The following is a 17,526-nucleotide window of genomic DNA, read 5'->3' on the forward strand; positions in this document are numbered from 1 at the left end:
GTCACATACGGTGCGGCGACCGCCTCATCCGTCACAATTCGGGACATGTCCGGTGATAAGAACGATCACAACTCTCAGCGCACCGCCCGCCGATGGCCTGCTCGCCTCCTCCCGCAGGCCGGGTACCGCGCCACTCTCGTCCTGGTGACCCTGCTCGGTCTGACCGCTCTGGCGGGCTGCGCGGTCGCGGGCGAACTGCTCAGCGGGAAGCCGCCCGGCCCGCAACACGCGATCGAGGTCGTCCCGGGCGACGGCGCGCACCGGGTACGGGCGAACGGACGGTTCGAGGTCAGGGTGCCCGCCGGACGGCTGGAGCGGGTGACGGTCCAGCGGGAAGGGGACACCGGGGAGGCGTCCGTGGCGGGCCGCATCTCGGCGGACCACAAGACCTGGCGGCCGTCGGCTGGACCGCTGGAGCCCGGCGCGACGTACACCGTGGACGCGGCGGCGGTGGACGGCAAGGGCCACCGCGTGACCCGCCACACCACCTTCACCACCTACGTGTCCCCGCACCGCCTGATCGGCTACTTCACACCCGAGAACAAGGCCACGGTCGGCACCGGCATGATCGTCTCGCTCCAGTTCAACCGGCCGATCGCCCGCCGCGCCGTCGTCGAACGGGCCATCACGGTCACCGCGGAACCGGACGTCGAGATCGCCGCCCACTGGTTCGGCAACCAGCGGCTGGACTTCCGTCCGCGCGAGCGCTGGCAGCCGGGCACCGAGGTCACGGTCGACCTCAGGCTGCGCGGGGTCAAGGCGGGCCCCGAGGCGGTCGGGGCGCAGCGCAAGACCGTCCGCTTCCGGATCGGCAGGGACCAGACCAGCGTCATCGACGCGGCCACGCACACCCTGACGGTCCGCCGCGACGGCAGGGTGACGGCCACCCTTCCCGCCACCGCCGGCGACCGGAAGCACCCCACGTACAACGGGAAGATGGTGATCCTGGAGCGGCACCGGGTGACGCGGATGAACAGCAGGACCGTCGGATTCGGCGGCGAGTACGACATCCCGGACGTGCCGCACGCCATGCGGCTGACCCCGTCGGGGACGTTCCTGCACGGCAACTACTGGGCGCCGCCCGAGGTCTTCGGCTGGGACAACACCAGCCACGGGTGCGTGAGCCTGCGGGACACCAAGGGCGGCGGGCGGGGCACACCCGCCGGGTGGCTCTACGGGCAGTCGATGGTCGGCGACATCGTGGAGGTGCGGAACTCGAAGGACCGCACCGTCGCGCCGGACAACGGGCTCGGCGGCTGGAACATGCCGTGGGAGCAGTGGCGGCAGGGGAGCGTGCTGTAGCCGGGGCCGGTGCGCCCGCCCGGCTCCGCCGGGAAACGGAACGGTGCCGTCGCCCGGCATCGCGTTGTCGGACCGGTGTGGTTGTCTATCGGCACGCGCGCGGCGGTCCGGCACGCAGGGCGGGAGGCGGCGCGCCGGGCAGGGCGGTGACCCGCGCGCGGGGGAGCGCGTGTGGTGCGAGGGGGAAAGGGGCCGGTCGTGAGGCAGCCGATGGCGAAGGAGCCGGTGCGCAGGCGGCGGTGGCGGCGCGGCGGGGTGGCGGCGCTGCTGCTCGGATCTGTGCTGCTGGTGACGGCGTGCGGCGGCGGCGCGACCGGCCGGCCGGAGCCGGACGGGAAGGCGGCGGGCGGTGCGGCCGCCTCGCAGGCCGCCGTGACCGTCTCGCCCGATGACGGCGCCGAAGGCGTGGCCACCAGCGGTGTGTTGAAGGTGACGGCCCGGAAGGGCAAGCTCAGGTCCGTCCGGGTCGAGGACGACAAGGGCAACGAGGTCGGCGGCAAGATATCCGGCGACGGCACGCGGTGGCGGCCCAGTGGCCATCTCGGGGCGTCGGCCCGGTACACCGTCGACGCGGTGGCCGTCGACAGCCGGGGCCGGGAGTCCGCCGAGCACTCCGCCTTCAGCACGCTCGTCCCCGAGAACACCTTCATCGGCCGTTACACCCCGGACGCCGGCCGGCACGTCGGCGTCGGCATGCCCGTCTCGATCCGCTTCACCCGCGGCATCACCGACCCCGCCGCCGTCGAGGACGCCATCAAGGTCACCGCCGAGCCGTCCGTCCCCGTCGAGGGCCACTGGTTCGGCAACGACCGCCTCGACTTCCGCCCCGAGAAGTATTGGGCGGCGGGCACCAAGGTCACCCTCAGGCTCGCGCTGGACGGCGTCGAGGGCCGCCCGGGTGTCTACGGCACCCAGGACAAGTCGGTGTCGTTCACGGTCGGTCGCAGCCAGGTGAGCACCGTCGACGCCGCGTCGAAGAAGATGACCGTGGTCCGCGACGGCAAGAAGATCAAGACCATCCCGATATCCGCGGGCGCACCGGGCACCGAGACCTACAACGGCCGGATGGTGATCAGCGAGAAGCTGCCGGTCACCCGGATGAACGGCGACACCGTCGGCTTCGGCGGCCAGTACGACATCAAGGACGTCCCGCACGCCATGCGGCTGAGCACCTCCGGGACGTTCCTCCACGGCAACTACTGGTCGGGGAAGGCCGCGTTCGGCGCCCGCAACGCCAGCCACGGCTGTGTGGGACTCTTCGACCGGCGCGGCGGCGGCGACGCGTCCACCCCCGCGGCGTGGTTCTTCCGCCACTCGCTGATAGGCGATGTCGTGATCGTCGAGAACTCGCACGACGAGACGATCCGGGCCGACAACGGCTTCAGCGACTGGAACCTCTCCTGGAAGCGGTGGAAGGCCGGGCGATAGACGGCGGCGGGCCGGGCGGCACTGTGACCAAGTGCACCGCGCCCACCGCCGTTAACGGCAACTAACCTTCCTCGCATGACTGTGAACTTCGAGGTCGCCGACGGCGTCGGCACCATCAGCCTGGACCGCCCGCCGATGAACGCGCTGGACATCGCCACCCAGGACCGGCTCCACGAGCTGGCCGACGAGGCCACCCGGCGCGATGACGTGCGCGCCGTCGTGGTGCGCGGCAGCGAGAAGGTCTTCGCGGCCGGCGCGGACATCAAGGAAATGCAGGCCATGGACCACCCGGCCATGGTCGTCCGCTCCAAGGCCCTGCAGGACGCGTTCACCGCCGTGGCCCGCATCCCCAAGCCGGTGGTCGCCGCGCTCACCGGCTACGCGCTGGGCGGCGGCTGCGAGTTGGCGCTCTGCGCCGACTTCCGGATCGCGGCCGACAACGCCAAGCTCGGACAGCCGGAGATCCTGCTCGGCCTGATCCCGGGCGCCGGCGGCACCCAGCGGCTGGCCCGGCTGGTCGGCCCGTCCAAGGCCAAGGACCTGATCTTCACCGGCCGGCACGTCAAGGCCGACGAGGCGCTGAGCATCGGCCTGGTCGACCGGGTGGTGCCGGCCGCCGAGGTCTTCGAGCAGGCGCACGCCTGGGCCGCGCGGCTGGCGAAGGGCCCCGCGCTCGCGCTGCGGGCCGCCAAGGAGGCGGTCGACGGCGGCCTGGAAGCCGACCTCGACACCGGCCTGACCATCGAACGCACCTGGTTCGCGGGCCTGTTCGCCACCGAGGACCGGGAGACGGGCATGCGCAGCTTCGTCGAGGAGGGTCCTGGCAAGGCCAAGTTCCGCTGATACGGCCGGTGTTGGCGGCCCGTTCGGATGTGGCCGATACCCGTGCCTCGTGTGAGGGAATCGCGTCAGCCTTAACCCCGCCTTAAGCCGACCTTGTGCACAGGGCCTCCCGTTCCGTGGTAAGCCGGGAGTCTTCGCAGGTCGGCCGGGGTACGAGGAAACCTTAACTGCCGCTGGCACATGCCCCGTTGGGGGTCGCGAACCGGTGATTCCGGGCAGATGATTCCGCCGGTTCCGGCCCCGCGAGGGTCGCGCAGCGGCCATGATGGGGGGCATGGCGGGCCTCGAAGGAATGGAGCAGCCGCGGCCGTGCGGTGACACGGCCGCCGTGCACCGGGGACTCCCGGAAGCGGACAGGGGGGGCGGGGCGCTGCCGGACGCCCTGCACCTCGCGGCACTCGAACTGGTCGGTGATCCGACCGTCGGTGAGGTGCGACTGCCCTCGCGCCCCGAATCCGCCGGTACCGCACGCCGGTTGACGCAGTCCGTGCTCCTGGAGCAGTGGGCGCTGTCGCCGCAACTCGCCGAGCACGCCGTGCTGCTGGTGTCGGAACTGGTGGGCAACGCCGTACGGCACACCGGGGCGCGCCGGTTCGGGCTGCGGATGCTCAGGCGGCGCGGCTGGATCCGCATCGAGGTGCGCGATCCGTCCCGGGGGCTGCCCTGCCTGATGCCGGTGCAGGAGATGGACACCAGTGGCCGCGGCCTCTTCCTCGTCGACAGGCTCTCCGACCGCTGGGGCGTGGACCTGCTGCCGCGCGGCAAGACGACGTGGTTCGAGATGCGGGTCACCGACCGCTGAGCCCGGCGGCGCGCACCGCGAAAGGGCCGGGAAACGGGACTGGGGCCTCCCGCGGGATCGTGCGGGTGAGGCCCCAGTGCCGACCCGCGGCGGACGGAAGGGGTGTGTCCGCGGGGTCGTGAACGACCTGGCCCGGGTCAATGGGGGTCGCTGCGGTCGACTATGGCAGGTCGGCCGCCAGTTGCCAAAGGTGCAACTACGGACAAGGTAGCCGATAGCGCGATCAATTGGTGCCTGATCCAAGGTGAGGTACGCCACCGACCTTGTAAACGACGGTTGAATAATCGGTTGCCTCTATGGATATGCGGTGAAGGGGCGGCGTGGGGGCGCTGCGGGGCGGGAATCCGCCGCCCCGGCGGGCAGCCGCTCACCCGGTGGCGCCGGTACGCCCGGGGGCCGGTGCCTGCTACGGACCCGCCCCCGCGGTCCGTAGGATGGGCCGCTCATGCTCCCGCGCGCGGCCGGTGGTTCGCAGCCCCGGGAGCCGGACAGCGGGCGCCCGGCAGCAGCCGCGCGCGGACGGGGAAGGAGGACGCCATGACGCACGCACGCCGGTCGGCCGCCGTGATCCTCCTGCTCCTCCTCGCCGTCACCTTCGGGCCGCTGCTCTGCCGGAACGGCGGCGACCAGGCGTGGAAGGCGGTCCAGGCGACCGCGGCGGCCGGCGTCATCGCCGACACCGGCACGGCGGACGCCGCCGCGGCCCGGCCGGCCACCGCGGCCGGATCCACCGGCCCCGAGGCCGGGCACCGGGCGGACCGCTTCGCCGTGTGGACCGACGTCCTCGACGTGCCCAAGCGCTGCTCGGGACAGCACGCGCCCGGCAGCAGCGAGTCCGCGCCGCTGCCCGCCCCGCACCGCGGCGAACCCCTCGCCCCCGGCATCGCGGGCCCGGCGCCGATGGCCGTCGACCTGCCCGCGCAGTTCGCGCTGGCCAGGCCGCCCACCGCCGCCGCGGGCCACGCCGACCACTCCACCCTCCTTCCCGTACTGCGGATTTAGGCCGTTCCCCGGCGCCCCGCACCCGCGGAGCCGCGCCGCATCCGGCCCCGGCCGTGTCGCCCCGGCGCCCGGCCATCCCCCGCGTACGACTGGAGCTTCCGCATGCCCACATCCGCCTCTCCCACCCGCAAGTTCGCCGCCGTCGGCGCGGTCATCGCCCTCGTCGTGGCCGTGATCGCCCTCGCCATCGCCGTCGGCAAGGCCGTCGAAGGCAGCCGCGACAACGGCGATCCCGATGCCGCCGCGTCCGTCACACAGCAGGAGGACGCGGGTCAGCAGAAGATGTACGACCAGCTCGCCGAGCAGACCAGCAGGCGCCAGGACGGCGACCCGCTGGCGGTCGGCAGGAAAGACGCCCCGGTGGTGCTGGTCGAGTACGCCGACTACCAGTGCTCGTTCTGCGGGCGCTTCACCCGCGAGACCCAGCCCGGCCTGATCAAGAAGTACGTGGACGCCGGCACGCTGCGCATCGAGTTCCGCAACTTCACCATCTACGGCGCCGACTCCGAGCGCGCCGCCCGCGCCTCCTGGGCCGCCGGGCAGCAGGGCAAGTTCTGGGAGATGCACGACGAGCTGTACGCCAAGACCCGCAAGGGCTCGGCGCTGGCCACCGACCGGCTCGTGGAGATGGCCCGCACCAGCGGAGTCAAGGACATCGACAGGTTCCGCGAGGACCTGGACAGCGAGGCGGCGAAGCGCGCGCAGCAGAAGGACCAGGACGAGGGCTACGGGCTCGGCGTACAGTCCACCCCGTCGTTCCTGGTCAACGGCCGCCCGGTGGCCGGCGCACAGTCCGCGGACGTCTTCGGCCGGGCGATCGATGACGCCGCCGCCACCGCGAAGGCGAAGGGGTCGGGCAAGTGAGCGACATCGGCTACCTCGCCGCCTTCCTGGGCGGCGTGCTCGCCCTGATCAGCCCGTGCAGCGCCCTGCTGCTGCCCGCCTTCTTCGCGTACTCGCTCGCCAACCCCGGCAAGCTGCTGGCCCGTACCGGCGTCTTCTACCTGGGGCTCGCCACCACCCTCGTCCCGCTCGGCGCGGCCAGCACGGCCGCCAGCCGGCTGTTCAACGGGCACCGCGACCTGCTGATCGCGGTCGGCGGCTGGGTCGTCATCGCGATGGGTGTGGCACAGATCCTCGGCCTGGGATTCGCCTCCAAGCGCGCCCAGCAGGCGGCGGCCCGGATCACCCCGCGCTCGGCCGTCTCGACCTTCCTCCTCGGCTGCGTCTACGGCCTGGCGGGCTTCTGTGCGGGCCCGATCCTCGGCGCGGTGCTGACCGTCACCGCGGTCAGCGGCTCCCCGGTGTACGGCGCCTCGATGCTCGCCGTCTACGCGCTGGGCATGGCGCTGCCGCTGTTCGTCCTCGCGCTGCTGTGGGACCGCTTCCGGCTCGGCAGCCGCGGCTGGCTGCGCGGCCGGGAGTTCTCGGTCGGCAGGCTGCGGCTGCACACCACCTCGCTGCTCTCCGGCGTCTTCTTCATCGGCATCGGCGTGCTGTTCCTGCTCTTCAACGGGACCGTGGGACTGCCCGGAATCCTGGACGCGGACGCCGAATTCCACGTCGAGGAGTGGGTCGCGGGGATCGGCAACGCGGTGCCCGACTACGTCCTGATCGCGCTCGCCGCGCTGGTCGTCGCCGCGGTGCTCGGGCGGATCGCGCTGCGGCCCGAGAAGAAGCCACAGGAGGACGAGAGGCTGCGAGCGGACGAGAAGGCCCGCCCCTAAGCGATGCGCCGCCGGTGCACATGCGGGTGTGCGTCGGCCCGGCGCCGCCGGTCGTTGCAGAGCAGGCACTTGCCGTAGCCGGGCGGCAGCGGATCGTCCGGGTCGCCGTACAGCGGATCGACGGCGCCGTGCGGATGGACGGCGCAGCCGGTCGGGCCGTTCTCCTCGCTGAGCGAGCTGGCGGCGGTCAGCGCCTGGCGGAGGACGTCGACGAGCTGGTCGGCGTCCCGGCGGGTCGGGGCGGTCTGGAGGGATGAGGCAATGTCGGAAGCGGTGGTCAGCGCGGTCCGGAGTTCGCGCAGCTGTGCGTAACCCATACCTCGGAGCGTAGGCGGCCCCACTGACAGTTGATCTTCCGATCGGACTTCGCGGCTTCCCATGGCCGCATCCCTGCCCACTCCCGCCGACGGATTAGCCCCCGCACGGTGACCGTCGCCTTACCGGCTCATGACAGGTCCGTGCGCGGCCCGGGGGCGCACGCCGACGGGCCCGGGGCGGCTGCCCACGGGCCCGTCGGATGCACGGTGCTCAGGGAGCGATCGGCAGGGCGCGCTTGTGGTCGGTGAGGCGGTAGCGGCGGACGATCGTCTCGAAGGCCGCTTCGGGGACCGGCAGGCCCACCAGGAAGTCGTCGATCTGGTCGTAGGAGACACCGAGCGCGTCCTCGTCGGGCTTGCCCGGGTCGAGGGTCTCCAGGTCGGCCGTCGGCACCTTCTCGACCAGCTCGGCGGGGGCGCCGAGCGCCGCGGCCACCGCGCGCACCCGGCGCTTGGTCAGGCCGGTCAGCGGGACGACGTCGGCCGCGCCGTCACCGAACTTGGTGAAGAAGCCGGAGACCGCCTCGGCCGCGTGGTCGGTGCCCACGACCAGGCCGTCCTGGGCGCCTGCCACCGCGTACTGCGCGATCATCCGCTGCCTGGCCTTGATGTTGCCCTGTACGAAGTCCTGGTGACGCGCGTCACGGAACTCCACGCCGCCGTCCAGCGCAGCCGCCAGCGCGGCGTCACTGGCCGGCCTGACGTCGACGGTCAGCAGCCGGTCGGCGCGTATGAAGTCCAGTGCCAGCCGGGCGTCCTTCTCGTCGGCCTGGACGCCGTAGGGCAGCCGCATGGCGAAGAACGTCGCGTCGTGCCCGGCGGCGCGGGCCCGCTCCACGGCGAGCTGGCAGAGCCGGCCCGCGGTCGTGGAATCGACGCCGCCGCTGATCCCGAGCACCAGCGACCGCAGGCCGGTGGAGGTCAGCCGCTCCGTGAGGAAGGCCACCCGGCGCTCGATCTCCTGCTCGGCGTCGAAGGACGCGGTCACCTGGAGATCCCGGGCGATCTCCTGCTGCACGGTCATGGACGCCGGGTCGGTCACGGCTGCTCCTCGGTTCTGGTTCCGTCCGGCCTGGTGTGCCGGCTACCGAAACCTTATGCCGGGTGCGCCCACTTCTTGAGGGCGGCCTTGCTGGAGAAGTCCGCGACGTTCTTGTCCAGCGGGCTGTCGGTGTACTGGTGGATGCGCCAGTTCGCCTTGATCCTCGGGTGCCCCGCGGAGACGTAGTCGGCGATCCACAGACCGTCGGCTGCGTACGACGTGGTGTCGTGGTTGAGCCAGAAGTCGCGGTTGCAGTAGAGCATCACGCGGTGCGTCGGGCGGAGCTTCCTCACCTCCCTCAGGAACTGGTCCTTCTGCGCGTTGCTCGCGTACGTGCCGTCGCCGGTGCGCTCCCAGTCGGCGGCCAGGATGTCGCCCTGGACGGACGCGCACTTCTCGACGAAGTACCTGGCCTGGGCGGCGATGTTCCCGGGCCACAGGAAGTGGTAGAAGCCGACCACACAGCCCGCCTTGCGGGCCTTGGCGGCCTGCGCGGACTGGTGCGGGTTGATGTAGGAGCGGCCCTCGGTGGCCTTGACGATCACGAAGTCAAGGCCGTCGGTGGAGAACGACGAGTTGTACGAGCTGACATCGACACCGTGCAGCATGAGCGGCCTCCCGCCGATCGGACCTGCGTTCCCGAAGCGTCATCTGCGTCCCAGCAGTTCAGCATGTGTACGTCCGGAGACGCCAGATCAGGGGCGCGAAGTTCCCTATCGGGACGGTGCTTTGGGGGCGGACGGGGTGGCCGGGGCGGTTGAGGCGCCGGTTGCCCCACGGGTCGCGGTGTCCGCCCCGCCGTGCGCCGCCGGTGCGCCGTTCGCGGGCCGGCGCACGGCGGTGCGGACCCGTCGCGCGAGGCGCCCGGCCCGCGAACGGACCCACCCGAAGGACCGCCGCAGGGCCCGCCGCCTGCGGGTGGCCCGCAGCTCGTCGAAGAGCAGCTGGTAGCGGGCGGCGATCGGCCCGGGGTCGTAGCGCGTGGCGCTCTCCAGGGCCGCGGCGGCCATCCGCCCGCGGCGCACCGGATCGGCGATCAGCGCGATCAGCGCACCGGCCAGCGCCTGCCCGTCGCCTGGCGGCACCAGCAGCCCGTCCGTGCCGTCCGTGATGATCTCGCCGGGCCCCAGCGGGCAGTCGGTGCTGACCACCGGCACGCCGCAGCGCATCGCCTCGACGAGGGTCATGCCGAAGGATTCGGCGTCCGAAGCGGAGGCGACGACGGCCGCCTTGGCGAACTCCGCCTCGATCGGCGAGCGCGGGCCGGTCAGCTCCGCCCGGTCGCCGAGGCCGAGTCCGTCGATCAGCTGCTGGAGCCTGACCCGCTCGGCGCCGCCGCCGTGGATCCGCAGGCGCCAGTCCGGGTACTTGGCGGCGACCGCGGAGAACGCCTCGATCAGCAGGTCGAACCGCTTGCCCGGGACCAGCCGGCCGGCCGCCGCGATCACCTTGCCGGTGCCGTCGGACGGCGGGCCCTGCGGCGCGGGCACGATGTTGGGCACCGCCTGCACGCGGACGCCGGGCAGCGGCATCCGGGCGCGGTAGACCGCGGCGTCCGCCTCGGTGGTGGTGACCACGGCGTCCAGCGTCCGGTAGTGGCGGGCGAGTTCGGCGCGCAGCCGCTTGCCGTGCGCGTCGTGGCGCAGGTGCTCCTGGGCGATGCGCAGCGCGCGGCGCGGGGCGAAGCGGGCCAGGTAGACGTTGATGCCGGGGCGGGTGCCGATCACCACGTGCGCGTCGGTGGCCCGCAGGTGGGCGGCGGCCCGGAGGTCGACCAGCCGGCTGTACTGCTCGTAGCGCTTCTCGGCCGCGGGGAAGTCACGCGCGGGCTCGCAAAACCGCGGGTCCGCCATGTCGTCGCTGCCGACCCGGGTGTCCACCAGCGGGACGAGCCGCACCCGGGGATCGACGGCGAACCGCGGGACCTCCCGGTGCCGCAGCATCGAGACGATCTCCACGTCGTGCCGGTCGGCGAGGGCGGCGGCGAGGTTGAGCGTGGTGCGGATGGTGCCGCCGATGGCATAGGCGTTGTGCAGCAGGAGGGTGATCTTCATCCGGTCTTTCCCGGTAGGTGCGCCGCGTGACTCCGGCCGTCCGGGCGGCGCGGCGGCCGGACGCCCCGGGGCCTGCCGTCCGGCCCGTGACCACGCTGGCGGCACGGGGTAAGCCCGCGGCGTGGCCCGGGTGAGAGCCCGGTAAGAAAGCCGCGGTGGCCGTTCGGTGCAGGGCACCGGCCCGGCCGGGCTTGGCAGACTTGCCCGGTGACCTACGCCGTACTGCTCGCCGAGGACGACCGTCCGATCCGCACCGCCCTGGAGCGCGCCCTGACGCTGGAGGGCTACCGGGTGACCGCGGTCGCCGACGGGATCCAGGCGCTGGCGGCGGCGCACCGCGAGCGGCCCGACGTCATCGTGCTGGACGTGATGATGCCGGGCATCGACGGCCTCCAGGTCTGCCAGGTGCTGCGGGCCGAGCAGAACCGCACCCCCGTCCTCATGCTCACCGCCCGGGTCGAGACCGCGGACCGGATCGCCGGGCTCGACGCCGGCGCGGACGACTACGTCGTCAAGCCCTTCGAGGTCGATGAGGTCTTCGCCCGGCTGCGCGCACTGCTGCGGCGGACCGCGCCGGACGGCGAGTACGGCGACCGGGACGGCGCGGCGGCAGGCGATACGGGCGCGGGGTACGAGTGCGCCGCGGACAGCGGTGTCGTCGAAGCGGCCGACCTGCGGATCGACGGGCCGTCCCGCAGGGCCTGGCGCGGCGGGCACGAACTGGAGCTGACCCGCACCGAGTTCGAGCTGCTGGAACTGCTGGCGCGCAACGCCGGAATCGTGCTGGACCACTCGACGATCTACGACCGGATCTGGGGCTACGACTTCGGCCCCGGCTCGAAGAACCTCGCGGTGTACGTCGGCTATCTGCGGCGCAAGGTCGATGTGCCGGGCAGCAGGCCGCTGATCCACACGGTGCGCGGCATCGGATACGTCCTGCGGGAGGACTGAGGTGGGCACCGGCCGCGGCGGCGGGCTCCGGGGCGGGCCCGGCGGCCGGCTCCGTGCGCGGCTGCGGGACCGGGCGCCGGCCAGCGCGCGCACCTCCTTCGCGGTGACCTTCGCCGCCGGCGCCGCGGCGGTGACCGTGCTCGTCGGCTTCCTCAGCTACGACGCCGCGGCGCGGCTGGTGCGGGTGGACGAGAAGTCGGTGTTCTCCGGGGTCGTACGGGATCTGCGGGACCAGGTGCGGGAGAAGCCGTTCGGGCCCGCGGACTACACGGCAGCCGACGCGGACCACGACGGCCCCCGGGACGACCTCACCCGCCCCACCCGCACCGACGTCCAGGTCCTTGGCGCGGACGGCCGGATCGTGGACCCGGGGCGCCCGCGGCTCCCGGTCGGCGCGGCGGAGCGGGACCTGGCGGGCGCCGCCGAGGCCGGGCGGCACGCGGAGCGCGAGGCGACGGCCGACGGCGACGCGTACCACGTGGCGACGGTCGCGCTCGGCGGCGGGCGCGGCGCGGTACAGGTCGCGCAGAGGTCCAGCGCGTCCGAGGACCTGCTGGCCGAACTCCAGGTGCGCACCGCCCTGTTGGCGGCTGCCGTCCTGGTGGTGGCCGGGGCTTCGGGCTGGTGGCTGGCGCGCCGGATCACCGGCCGGCTGGTGCGGCTCACCTCGGTCGCCGAGAGCGTCGCCGAGCACGGCAGGCTGGACGTACCGGTGCCGGTCGCCGGACGGGACGAAGTCGCGCGTCTGGGCCGGGCCTTCGACGACATGCTCGGGCGGCTGGCGCGCTCGGCCTGGGACCAGCAGCGGCTCGCCCAGGACGCGGGCCACGAACTGCGGACGCCGCTCACCTCGCTGCGCACCAACATCTCGCTGCTGCACCGCTTCGACGAACTGCCGCCCGCCGCACGCGAGGAACTGCTGGCCGACCTGTCGGGCGAGGCGCGCGAGCTGACCGACCTGGTCAACGAGTTGGTGGACCTGGCGGCCGGGCGGCGGGACGCCGATCCGCTGAGCGAGGTGAGCCTCGCGGATGTGGCGCAGAAGGCGGCGTCCGCGGCCCGCAGGCGCACCGGCCGGGAGATCACCGTACGCACCTACCGCCCGGTGGTCGTCGAGGGCCGCCCGGCCGGGCTGCACCGTGCCCTGTCCAACCTGCTGGAGAACGCCGCCAAGTTCGACGCGGGCGGGACGGCGCCGATCGAGGTCGTGGTCAGCGGCGACCGGCTGGAGGTGCTCGACCGCGGCCCCGGGATCGCGGAGGCCGACCTCTCCCGGGTCTTCGACCGCTTCTACCGCGCACCGGCCGCCCGCGGGCTGCCCGGATCCGGCCTCGGCCTCGCCATCGTCCGCGAGATCGCCGCCGCCCACGGCGGCCACGCCTTCGCCGCCCACCGCCCCGGCGGCGGCGCCGTCCTGGGCTTCACCGTCGGCCAGGGGACACCGACGGGGGCCGGGAGCGACCCCGCGGACACCCAGGGCACGTGAACGGGGCGACCGGAGGGGAGTGCGCCGCGGTCGCGTGCGCCCCGTGACGCCACCGCGCTCCCGATCGGAGGGGTTTCGGGCGGCTGCGTACCGCGCTCCGGCGGCATCGGACGCGCCCCGAACCCATGAGTCGATGACGAACGCTTCAGGTCTTCCCCCGGTCTTCGCCAAGCGGGCATGGACCGGCGAGTAGCGGAGTACCACTGTGCTGGGTGCCGCCGGACATGGGTCCGTACCGGCATCCGCACCGCACCGGTCACCATCGCACCAACTGGGGGACAGTACCGATGGACATACCCTTCCGCCCCGCCGCCGACCTCCCCGAACCCCACCCCGCGACGCGCTCCGTCGCCCGCTGCGCCGCCGCGTCCGCCCAGGATCCGACGCCGTGCGAAGGCCCGCACACCGCCGCCACGATCGTCTCGGGCGACGGCACGGAGGTGGCCGGCTGCCTGCACCACTGCGCCCGGCTGCTGGCCGGTCTCGACGGTGGCCGGGTCCACCCCTTCGTCCCGGTGGACCACTCCCTGGAGATCTACTCCCGGGCGGGTGAACTCCCGCCGTTCGCCTGGGAGATCGGCAGGTAGCGCCCGCTTCCCGCAGGGCGGCGGGGCCGCCTGGCCTCGCCGCCCGCCGCCGCGTCCTACCGGCCGGGCGCGGCCGGCTCCTCGGGATGACGGAGGTCCTCGGCGGCGTTCGACACCCGCCGGAGCAGATCGAGGAAGACGGTCCGCTCGGCCGGTTCCAGCGGGGCGAGGAAGACCTGGTTCATCCGGGCGGTGCGCACCGCGAGCTTCTTGTGCACCCGTACGCCCTGGTCCGTGGCGCGCAGCACCGAGCGCCGGCCGTCGTGCGGATCGCGGATCTTGCCCACCATGCCGCGTGCGACGAGCCGGCGGATCACCTCGGCGATGGTCGACCGGTCGAGACCGACCCGCTCGCCGACCGTGCGCTGGTCGAGTCCGTCCTCGTCGACCAGCGCGTTGAGCACCGCGAACTGCGGGGAGGTGACCTCCTCCGAGACGATGGTGTTCCACAGCAGGGTGTGCGCCTGCTGGAAGCGGCGGGCCAGATGGCCCGGGTGGCTGCTGAGGTCGAGCGTGGGCACGCCGGGCCCCTCCCCGTGGTCGTGTGGGTGCCGTGCGTGTCGCGTCGGCGTGGACGTTTCAGTGTACCGGGGCACATGTCGCGCACGGAGCGCCTCGGTCGGGGCTAATGGCCCTGGAGATAGGCGAGTTGGGGATGGATCGTCCGTGCACTGAGTACACCCCGGGTGGCGTCCTGCGGGCGGGTGCGGAACGTCTGACGGCCGCGGGCCCGCCCCGGACGGGACGGATCCGCGGCCGTCGTCGCACGCTCCGCCGCCGGCGGGTCAGCACTCGATGATGTTCACCGCGAGACCGCCGCGGGCCGTCTCCTTGTACTTGACGCTCATGTCGGCACCGGTCTCCTTCATGGTCTTGATGACCTTGTCGAGGGAGACGTGGTGGCGCCCGTCGCCGCGCAGCGACATCCGGGCCGCGGTGACCGCCTTGACCGAGGCCATGCCGTTGCGCTCGATGCACGGGATCTGGACGAGCCCGCCCACCGGGTCGCAGGTCAGGCCGAGGTTGTGTTCCATGCCGATCTCCGCGGCGTTCTCGACCTGCTCGGGCGAGCCGCCGAGCACCTCGGCGAGACCGCCGGCTGCCATCGAGCAGGCGGAGCCGACCTCGCCCTGGCAGCCGACCTCGGCCCCGGAGATGGAGGCGTTCTCCTTGAACAGCATGCCGATCGCGCCCGCTGCGAGCAGGAACCTGACCACGCCGTCCTCGTCCGCGCCCGGCACGAAGTTGACGTAGTAGTGCAGCACGGCGGGGATGATGCCGGCCGCGCCGTTGGTGGGGGCGGTCACCACCCGGCCGCCCGCGGCGTTCTCCTCGTTGACGGCCATCGCGTAGAGGGTGATCCACTCCATGGCGTGCGCCTGCGGGTCGCCCGCCGAGCGCAGCGCGCGGGCGGCGTTGGCGGCGCGGCGGCGGACCTTGAGGCCGCCGGGCAGGATGCCCTCGCGGGTCATCCCGCGCTCCACACAGCGCTGCATGACCTCCCAGATCTCCAGCAGCCCGGCCCTGATCTCCGCCTCGGTGCGCCACGCCTTCTCGTTCTCCAGCATCAGCGCGGAGATGGAGAGGCCGGTGTCCTGGGACAGCCGCAGCAGCTCGTCACCGGTGCGGAAGGAGTGCGTCAGGACGGTGTCGTCGAGCTTGATCCGGTCCTCGGCCGCGGCGTCCTCGTCGACGACGAAGCCGCCGCCCACCGAGTAGTACGTCTTCTCCAGCAGGGGCGCACCGTGCGTGTCGTACGCGAACAGGGTCATCCCGTTGGCGTGGTACGGCAGCGAGCGGCGGCGGTGCAGGATCAGCTGGGTGGGCTCATCGAAGTCGATCTCGTGCGCGTCGCCTATCTCGGCTTCGAGGAGGCGGAGCCGGCCGGTCCTGCGGATGCGGTCCACAAGAGCGTCGGCGTTCTCGACGTCGACGGTGCGCGGGGAGTGGCCCTCCAGGCCGAGCAGGACGGCCTTGGGGGTGCCGTGGCCGTGACCGGTGGCGCCGAGCGAGCCGAAGAGTTCGGCGCGCACGGACACGGTCTGGGCCAGCAGCCCGTCCTTCTTGAGCCGTCCGACGAACATCCGGGCGGCCCGCATCGGGCCGACCGTGTGGGAGCTGGAGGGGCCGATGCCGATGGAGAAGAGGTCGAAGACAGAGATGGCCACGGTGGCGAACTCCCTTGTCTGCTCGTGGTGAACGGTGGAGCAATGGGGTGGTTGATGCGTTTCTGCGCCGACTGCCGAGCGTAACCCGGACCCGGCGTCCGTGGTCAGACGGCGACCGTCGGGCGGTCGTCCTCCGGGGCAACGGACGGTGCCGCGGCGGTATCGGCTGCCTCGGGCGGGGTGTCCGTCGTCGGGTCCGCGCCGGTCAGGCCCTTGCGGTGGGCCCGTACCCCGGCGCGTACCGCCCAGAAGTAGAAGGCCACGGCCGAGACGGCGACCAGCGCGATGTCCAGGCCGCCGGGAATGATGCCGAGGCCGCCGAAGTCCGGGCTGCCCAGCGCGGAGACCAGGGCCATCCACAGCAGGAAGGCGACCATCCACCACGCCGGGGCGAACTGCCCGCGCAGCCGCCTGCCGGTACGGCGCAGCACCAGCGCGGCGACCGGCACCGCGATGAGGGTGATCGCCGCCACCTTGGCGGTGTCGGGCGACCGCGACCAGTACAGCGCGCAGGCCGCGAAGGCGAAGGTGAGCGGACAGAGAACGGCGGCGGCCGGGAGGCGGAACGGGCGCGGCAGATCCGGCTTGGTCCTCCGGAAGACACCGACCGCGACCGGGCCGATCAGATACGAGATGACCATGGCCGACGAGATCACCCCGGCCAGCGCCTCCCAGCTGTGCCCGACGGTGACCAGCAGCAGCACGGAGAAGCCGAGGTTGAGCCACATCGCCGGGCGCGCGGTGCCGTACCTGGGGTGCACGGCGGCCAGCTTCTTCGGGAAGAAGCCGGTCTCGGCGATGTTCTGGACCATGTAGGCGGCCGACGCGACGTTGGCGATGTTCGACCCGGCCGGCGAGATGAAGGCGCCGAACTGGAGCATCGTGACGACCCAGTGCAGCATCAGCAGTTTGGCGAGATCGGCGAAGGGCGAACTGAAGTCCACGCCCCGCCAGCCGCCCGCCTGGGTGAGCTGCTCGGGCGGTACGGCGCCCAGGTACGCGGTCTGGAGCGCCAGGTAGATCACCAGGCCGAGGGCGAGCGCCCCGACCAGCGCGATGGGGATGGCCCGGCCCGGGTTCTTGGCCGCGCCGCCGAGGTTGACCACGGCCTGGAATCCGTTGAACGCGAAGACGACGCCGGACGTGGTGACGGCGGTCAGCACCGCCGACCAGCCGTACGGGGCGAAGCCGCCGTGCGCGCTGAAGTTGGAGGTGTGGAAGCCGGAGGCGATCAGGGCGGCCACCGCGAGGACCGGGATCACGAACTTGACCAGGGTCAGCACGGTGTTCGCGCGGGCCAGCAGCTGGACCGACCAGTAGCAGGTCAGCCACAGTGCGACGGTCAGGATCAGCGCGACGCCGATGCCCGTGGCGGTCAGCTCGTGGCGCTCCCCGTCGACCAGGCCGCGGGCCCAGCCGAAGCTCCAGGAGGACATGTACTGGGTGGCGGCGATCGACTCGATCGGGATGAGCGAGGCGACCGCGATCCACACCGCCCAGCCGGTGAGGAAGCCCAGGACGGGCCCGTGCGAGAGGTGACCGTAGCGGGCCATCCCGCCGGGGATCGGGTACGCCGAGCCGACCTCCGCATACGTCATGGCGATCATGCCGATGAGGACGGCGCCGATCACCCAGGCCGCCAGTGCGGCGGGGCCCGCCACCTGGGCGGCGGTGCCTGCGCCGAAGAGCCAGCCGGAGCCGAAGATCGATCCGATGCCGATCATGATGAGGGCGAAGAGGCTGAGCCCCTTCCTGTTGCCCGCGCTCATGTCCATGGAGTGCGTGTGTCCGTCCTCTGTCGCGGAAGCCCCCGTCAC

The 17,526-nt window shown here is 72.7% G+C and carries 17 protein-coding genes; 10 read left to right on the plus strand and 7 right to left on the minus strand.

Annotated features, from left to right (window positions below; all coding sequences use genetic code 11):
- Nucleotides 1-45 precede the first annotated feature (45 nt).
- The 7 genes from ACIBK8_RS02255 to ACIBK8_RS02285 all read left to right on the plus strand — a co-directional run bounded on the left by ACIBK8_RS02255 (nt 46) and on the right by ACIBK8_RS02285 (nt 7,104).
- Complete coding sequence (locus ACIBK8_RS02255; protein ID WP_399039595.1) at nt 46-1,302, plus strand: Ig-like domain-containing protein; 1,257 nt, start codon at nt 46-48, stop codon at nt 1,300-1,302.
- 210 nt (nt 1,303-1,512) lie between these two features.
- Nucleotides 1,513-2,730, plus strand: a complete 1,218-nt coding sequence (locus tag ACIBK8_RS02260) for an Ig-like domain-containing protein (protein WP_399039789.1) — start codon at nt 1,513-1,515, stop codon at nt 2,728-2,730.
- 75 nt (nt 2,731-2,805) lie between these two features.
- Complete coding sequence (locus ACIBK8_RS02265; RefSeq protein WP_399039596.1) at nt 2,806-3,573, plus strand: enoyl-CoA hydratase/isomerase family protein; 768 nt, start codon at nt 2,806-2,808, stop codon at nt 3,571-3,573.
- 274 nt (nt 3,574-3,847) lie between these two features.
- Entirely contained in the window at nt 3,848-4,375 is a 528-nt protein-coding gene (locus ACIBK8_RS02270; RefSeq protein WP_393682326.1) for an ATP-binding protein, read from the plus strand.
- Between the two features lie 537 nt (nt 4,376-4,912).
- On the plus strand, nt 4,913-5,377 hold the full coding sequence (locus tag ACIBK8_RS02275) for a hypothetical protein (protein ID WP_399039597.1): 465 nt from the start codon (nt 4,913-4,915) through the stop codon (nt 5,375-5,377).
- Nucleotides 5,378-5,479: 102 nt separating this feature from the next.
- Entirely contained in the window at nt 5,480-6,241 is a 762-nt protein-coding gene (locus tag ACIBK8_RS02280; protein WP_399039598.1) for a DsbA family protein, read from the plus strand.
- On the plus strand, nt 6,238-7,104 hold the full coding sequence (locus ACIBK8_RS02285; RefSeq protein ID WP_399039599.1) for a cytochrome c biogenesis CcdA family protein: 867 nt from the start codon (nt 6,238-6,240) through the stop codon (nt 7,102-7,104). The genes ACIBK8_RS02280 and ACIBK8_RS02285 overlap by 4 nt, the downstream gene beginning before the upstream one ends.
- Here ACIBK8_RS02285 and ACIBK8_RS02290 read toward each other — a convergent pair.
- The 4 genes from ACIBK8_RS02290 to ACIBK8_RS02305 all read right to left on the minus strand — a co-directional run bounded on the left by ACIBK8_RS02290 (nt 7,101) and on the right by ACIBK8_RS02305 (nt 10,517).
- On the minus strand, nt 7,101-7,421 hold the full coding sequence (locus ACIBK8_RS02290; RefSeq protein WP_393682321.1) for a hypothetical protein: 321 nt from the start codon (nt 7,419-7,421) through the stop codon (nt 7,101-7,103). The genes ACIBK8_RS02285 and ACIBK8_RS02290 overlap by 4 nt on opposite strands.
- A gap of 211 nt (nt 7,422-7,632) precedes the next feature.
- Nucleotides 7,633-8,463, minus strand: coding sequence for an ammonia-dependent NAD(+) synthetase (gene nadE / locus ACIBK8_RS02295; protein ID WP_399039600.1), 831 nt, complete (start codon nt 8,461-8,463; stop codon nt 7,633-7,635).
- Nucleotides 8,464-8,516: 53 nt separating this feature from the next.
- The gene (locus ACIBK8_RS02300) at nt 8,517-9,071 is read right to left on the minus strand and encodes a GH25 family lysozyme (RefSeq protein ID WP_393682319.1); all 555 of its coding nucleotides are present in this window, start codon (nt 9,069-9,071) and stop codon (nt 8,517-8,519) included.
- Nucleotides 9,072-9,176: 105 nt separating this feature from the next.
- Complete coding sequence (locus ACIBK8_RS02305) at nt 9,177-10,517, minus strand: glycosyltransferase family 4 protein (RefSeq protein WP_399039601.1); 1,341 nt, start codon at nt 10,515-10,517, stop codon at nt 9,177-9,179.
- A 207-nt stretch (nt 10,518-10,724) separates the two neighbouring features.
- Between ACIBK8_RS02305 and ACIBK8_RS02310 the strand changes: the two genes are divergently transcribed.
- The 3 genes from ACIBK8_RS02310 to ACIBK8_RS02320 all read left to right on the plus strand — a co-directional run bounded on the left by ACIBK8_RS02310 (nt 10,725) and on the right by ACIBK8_RS02320 (nt 13,541).
- Nucleotides 10,725-11,468, plus strand: coding sequence for a response regulator transcription factor (locus ACIBK8_RS02310; protein WP_399039602.1), 744 nt, complete (start codon nt 10,725-10,727; stop codon nt 11,466-11,468).
- A gap of 1 nt (nt 11,469) precedes the next feature.
- Nucleotides 11,470-12,954 carry an ATP-binding protein gene (locus ACIBK8_RS02315; protein ID WP_399039603.1) on the plus strand — a complete coding sequence of 495 codons (1,485 nt, stop codon included), beginning with the start codon at nt 11,470-11,472 and terminating at the stop codon, nt 12,952-12,954.
- 287 nt (nt 12,955-13,241) lie between these two features.
- On the plus strand, nt 13,242-13,541 hold the full coding sequence (locus ACIBK8_RS02320) for a hypothetical protein (protein WP_399039604.1): 300 nt from the start codon (nt 13,242-13,244) through the stop codon (nt 13,539-13,541).
- 56 nt (nt 13,542-13,597) lie between these two features.
- Here the strand turns inward: ACIBK8_RS02320 and ACIBK8_RS02325 are convergent, their stop codons facing one another.
- The 3 genes from ACIBK8_RS02325 to ACIBK8_RS02335 form a co-directional block, all read right to left on the minus strand.
- Complete coding sequence (locus ACIBK8_RS02325; protein WP_399039605.1) at nt 13,598-14,062, minus strand: MarR family winged helix-turn-helix transcriptional regulator; 465 nt, start codon at nt 14,060-14,062, stop codon at nt 13,598-13,600.
- 264 nt (nt 14,063-14,326) lie between these two features.
- Nucleotides 14,327-15,709 (minus strand): L-serine ammonia-lyase, encoded by a 1,383-nt coding sequence (locus ACIBK8_RS02330; protein ID WP_399039606.1) that lies wholly within the window; start codon nt 15,707-15,709, stop codon nt 14,327-14,329.
- 104 nt (nt 15,710-15,813) lie between these two features.
- A complete protein-coding gene (locus ACIBK8_RS02335; protein WP_399039607.1) occupies nt 15,814-17,484 on the minus strand; it encodes an APC family permease in 1,671 nt (556 codons plus the stop codon).
- Nucleotides 17,485-17,526 lie beyond the last annotated feature (42 nt).

Origin of the sequence: Streptomyces sp. NPDC050161, assembly GCF_044460025.1 — a bacterium.
Lineage (GTDB): Bacteria > Actinomycetota > Actinomycetes > Streptomycetales > Streptomycetaceae > Streptomyces.

Excerpts from the sequence above, each read along its gene's own strand:
- ACIBK8_RS02255 (WP_399039595.1), top strand. The coding sequence starts at position 46 with ATGTCCGGTGATAAGAACGATCACAACTCTCAGCGCACCGCCCGCCGA.
- ACIBK8_RS02260 (WP_399039789.1), top strand. The coding sequence starts at position 1,513 with ATGGCGAAGGAGCCGGTGCGCAGGCGGCGGTGGCGGCGCGGCGGGGTG.
- ACIBK8_RS02265 (WP_399039596.1), top strand. The coding sequence starts at position 2,806 with ATGACTGTGAACTTCGAGGTCGCCGACGGCGTCGGCACCATCAGCCTG.
- ACIBK8_RS02270 (WP_393682326.1), top strand. The coding sequence starts at position 3,848 with ATGGCGGGCCTCGAAGGAATGGAGCAGCCGCGGCCGTGCGGTGACACG.
- ACIBK8_RS02275 (WP_399039597.1), top strand. The coding sequence starts at position 4,913 with ATGACGCACGCACGCCGGTCGGCCGCCGTGATCCTCCTGCTCCTCCTC.
- ACIBK8_RS02280 (WP_399039598.1), top strand. The coding sequence starts at position 5,480 with ATGCCCACATCCGCCTCTCCCACCCGCAAGTTCGCCGCCGTCGGCGCG.
- ACIBK8_RS02290 (WP_393682321.1), bottom strand. The coding sequence starts at position 7,421 with ATGGGTTACGCACAGCTGCGCGAACTCCGGACCGCGCTGACCACCGCT.
- ACIBK8_RS02300 (WP_393682319.1), bottom strand. The coding sequence starts at position 9,071 with ATGCTGCACGGTGTCGATGTCAGCTCGTACAACTCGTCGTTCTCCACC.
- ACIBK8_RS02305 (WP_399039601.1), bottom strand. The coding sequence starts at position 10,517 with ATGAAGATCACCCTCCTGCTGCACAACGCCTATGCCATCGGCGGCACC.
- ACIBK8_RS02320 (WP_399039604.1), top strand. The coding sequence starts at position 13,242 with ATGGACATACCCTTCCGCCCCGCCGCCGACCTCCCCGAACCCCACCCC.
- ACIBK8_RS02335 (WP_399039607.1), bottom strand. The coding sequence starts at position 17,484 with ATGGACATGAGCGCGGGCAACAGGAAGGGGCTCAGCCTCTTCGCCCTC.